Here is a 4,009-nt window from a genome sequence, read left to right as displayed (position 1 = left end):
TTTCGAAGATTCCTTTTTTTTATATGTAGACTCCCCAACCTACTCCTTTACCGATACTCACGGCAAAGGCGGTTGGTTCGTTCTCGCTACTCCTTACCCGATAGTTCACGGGTAAGGCGCTCGATATTATTATAACATATATATACAACATTAAAACATTAAAAAAAGTAGTATATAAAAGTTAAAAAATATTAGAAAAATTCAATAAAATAAAATAATTTATACTACAATTACTACCTGCCATAGAGACAAGCCCTCTATGGCAGGGAAATGCTGAGGATTTTATATATCTTACTACATACATATATATATAAGGTTTAGGTATAAAAATGACCTTATATATTAGGAATCTTCGAAAAACTTCATATATAAGGTCATAATTATTTTAACAAATATTAATAAATAAAAAACCCCTAAATCCCCAAAAGGGGACTTTATAAGAGGGGGTATCATAATATAATTAAGATGCATCGGCTGGACGCCTAGCTCGCTAAGCGAGATATCTTAGACCTTTATTTATGTGCGTTAGATAAAAGATATTAAATGTCATTTGAAACGTCATATAGATATAAAATAATGTGTTTAAAGGTTATTATAAAATTAATAGATTGATTAAAATTAACATTCCGCGCAATTGAAATTTTATATTTTTAAAGCCCCTAATTTAATAGGGGCCTTTATTTTATTTATCTTTATTATCTAAAAAAATAACTTTTTGAACTATTACTTTAGTAGCAGTTTTATTTTCGCCTTCGTTATTGGTATATTTTTCAATTGATAACGTTCCTTCTAAATATACTTTTGAACCTTTATGTAAATACATACTCATATTTTCAGCTTGGTTTCTAAAAATAACACATGGAATGAATTGAGTTTTATCTTTATTATTTACAGCTATTTGGAAATCTAATTTAGATATTTGACCCTCATTAGTATTAATATGTGTTGGCTCTAAGTCATGGGTGATATTACCGATTAATTGAACTTTATTTAACATTTTATTTCTCCTTTCTATTTAAATTAAGCAATTGAAACTAATTTACTTGCAATAGTTCCTATTGGACCTACAGAGGATAAAATAGGAGTTAAAACAGAACAAGTAATTACAACCGCACCAGTAGTTAAAGTTATAACTGCTATATCTTTAAGTTCTTGTTTTTCATCTTTAAAATCTGGTACAACATATTTATATTCAGTTTGTTTAGCTTCATCTGGAAGCTGATTAACTTCAGGTAATTTAGAAGTGGATTTAATTTGAGGTATTTTATCTAATTCTTTACTAAGTTTATGATAAAGATCATTTTGAACCTTAGGGTCAAAGAAATCTAGATTATTTATTGGTTGAGTTTCTTTTTGTTTTTCAGTTTGAGGTTTTAATTGCTTTAAAGTTTTTAAACGTTTTAAAGAATTAATTAATCCAATTATATTATTAACTTTATCAGTATCATGAATATATTGAGTTTAATATTTATATTGGGTTTCAACTTGATTATTATCTTGTTGTTGTTTTAATTTAAGCAATTTAGGTAATTTTAAACCTAAAAGGAATAACAGGATTAAAATAAGAATTGATATAAATATAATCCAAATCTTTAATATAATTTTTCTTTTTTTATTCATTAGAATGATAAGTGTCTCTAACAGTTCCGTCTGGGTTATAAAAAGTGTTTAAGATAGAACCATCAGAATTGTAATCAACAGTATATTCTATTGTTTCTCCATCATTTTTATAATAAATGTCTTTAATTAATTTACCTGTATCTTGATTATATTTTTCTATGGAAAAGATCTTTATTCCATCATCATAATATCTTATTTTAGGAGGATATTTAAGTAATGGAGTTTGTTCTTGTTGTTGGGTTAATTTATCTATTTCAGATTCTATCTTATTAATAACCCTATTATAGGTTTGTTGTTCTTGTTCGGCATTAATATTAGATTGTAAATGTTGTTGATTTTGGGTATCAGTTTTAGGTTGAGGTTTATTAATAGCTAATAAAAGAAGTATTAAAAAAACAAGAATAACTCCACTAATAAATAAACCCCAAATGATAAATATTTTATTTTTTGGGTTTTTGTGATTATTGTTTTTCATAATTTAACCTCTTTTTTGATATTTGTTTTCAAATGGTTTAATTACATTTTGTCTTTTTTGTAAATTAAGTTTGTATTCTAAATCATTTATCTTTCTTTGTAATTTGTTTAAATCATATTGATTCAAGTTATTAGTTTTAATTGGTTGTTTTAATTCTGATTTAGGTGAGAAAATCCATTTAATTAATTTAAATAATAATTTAAACGGATATAAAATCCATTTGATTATTGTTTTAATAATATTCCATATAGAACCTAAAAAAACTAACAAGGTGATAAATATTAAAATGCAAAAAATAGCAAAAAGAAAATGACAAATTATTCCTATACTATTTGGTATATTGAATAAACTGAAATCAACGTTTTTGATTGCAATAATACTGTTAAAAACATATTTTAAAAATGTTATAATATAAATAACATAGTAATTTATTTTATCAATAAATGCGTCTATGTTTAAATTAAGGTTTTGCATTTAATGCATCCTTTCATGGTAGTTATATAAATCTTTGTCTTTGGGAGATTCGGGATTTATATAACTATTTTTTTTATATATTTTAATGTGGGATTTAGATAACAAAAATGACCCTACATATAAGCACACGGACGCACATATATATAGAGTCATTAATTATTTTAACATATAAAAATGCTAAACTATTATTAATTTGTATTTTTGTCCGTGTGAATACACTTATATTATATCAAAAAAGCTAGTAAAATACACATAAAAAGAATAGAAAAAGCATTTAATTATAAATATATTTTAAATATCATCTTTATCTTTTGTAGGTAAATTTATTTTTAAGGATTTTTTAAATTTCAATCTTGCTTCTTGCTTTGATAAAGATTTAATTTTAAATTCATTTAATAAATTATTGGGTTCTTTATTTAATAAATCATATTTATTTTGAATTGAATCCCAATAACTATAATAAATATATTTTGAATCTATTTCAATATAATAAGTACAACGACGTTTTAATTGAATAATAGTTTCATCTTTTCTAAAAATATCTTCAAAGAAATCATCAATACTTTTAACAGTAGTAATAATAATTAATTTACATTCTAATACTTTATTTTTATAACGACTCTTAACACTGGAGGCAGTATTATTATCTAACATTTTTAATAAATCTGATAAACCTAGACAATTAGAACGTAGGTCATCTAAAATAATACATTCTTCTCCTCGATAATCATCTAAAATATCATTAGAACCAGATGAAATATAGGCATTATATTTATTATCTTTAGCTATTTTTTTGGCTAAAGTAGATTTACCAGATCCACTTTGACCTGTAATAAAAACACATTCCATTTGTCTTTTAATCCTTTTTAAAGTAATAACTCTATATTTAAATGCTTTTTCTATTGCTGCAGAATATACATAATACTCATCTACATTAATTCTTTCATCAATATTATATTCTTTAATTTCTCCTGATATAATTTGAGAATTAATTTCTTTTAATCTAGCATAATTCATTTTAAATTGTTTATTCAAATTAGTTTTTTGTATTTCTGATTTCCAATCAAAATCACTAACTACCGCTTTTTCGTCATATTGATGTTTATCAGAACTATTAGCATGAGTCATATACATTAAAGCATCACTAAATCTGCCTTTAATTTTAGAAACAAAATTATCTTGGGTATTAAACCATTGAGCGATATGTTTGGTATCATATGCATAATTAAATCTTAAATATATATGATAATGAGGGGATTTTAGATCTCCTATTTTTTTACCATTTAATTGAGCCTCTTTTTCATTTTGATAAGTATCTTTATCATGTAAAATATAGGCATAATTTTGAATAGCTTTTTTTTTAAGTTCTAAAATATTTTCTATTTTAGATTTAGTAATTTTATTAGCATTAATAACAAGTTCACAAATACGTAATTTCAT

4 protein-coding genes are annotated in these 4,009 nt (G+C 23.9%); all 4 read right to left on the bottom strand.

Features of this window, described 5'->3' with window-relative positions:
• Positions 1 to 682 precede the first annotated feature (682 nt).
• Positions 683 to 997 carry a single-stranded DNA-binding protein gene (locus tag AYWB_RS03330; RefSeq protein ID WP_011412954.1) on the bottom strand — a complete coding sequence of 105 codons (315 nt, stop codon included), beginning with the start codon at positions 995 to 997 and terminating at the stop codon, positions 683 to 685.
• 615 nt (positions 998 to 1,612) lie between these two features.
• Positions 1,613 to 2,095: a DUF2963 domain-containing protein gene (locus tag AYWB_RS03325; RefSeq protein ID WP_011412957.1), complete on the bottom strand. Its 483-nt coding sequence runs from the start codon at positions 2,093 to 2,095 to the stop codon at positions 1,613 to 1,615.
• A 3-nt stretch (positions 2,096 to 2,098) separates the two neighbouring features.
• Positions 2,099 to 2,569, bottom strand: coding sequence for a hypothetical protein (locus AYWB_RS03320; protein WP_011412956.1), 471 nt, complete (start codon positions 2,567 to 2,569; stop codon positions 2,099 to 2,101).
• A gap of 291 nt (positions 2,570 to 2,860) precedes the next feature.
• Positions 2,861 to 4,009 carry a Rep family protein gene (locus AYWB_RS03315; RefSeq protein ID WP_011412955.1) on the bottom strand — a complete coding sequence of 383 codons (1,149 nt, stop codon included), beginning with the start codon at positions 4,007 to 4,009 and terminating at the stop codon, positions 2,861 to 2,863.

The sequence above is a fragment of the Aster yellows witches'-broom phytoplasma AYWB genome (assembly GCF_000012225.1).
Lineage (GTDB): Bacteria > Bacillota_I > Bacilli_A > Acholeplasmatales > Acholeplasmataceae > Phytoplasma.
Note: the sequence above shows the minus strand (reverse complement) of the source record. Positions and strands in the feature narration are given on the sequence as shown.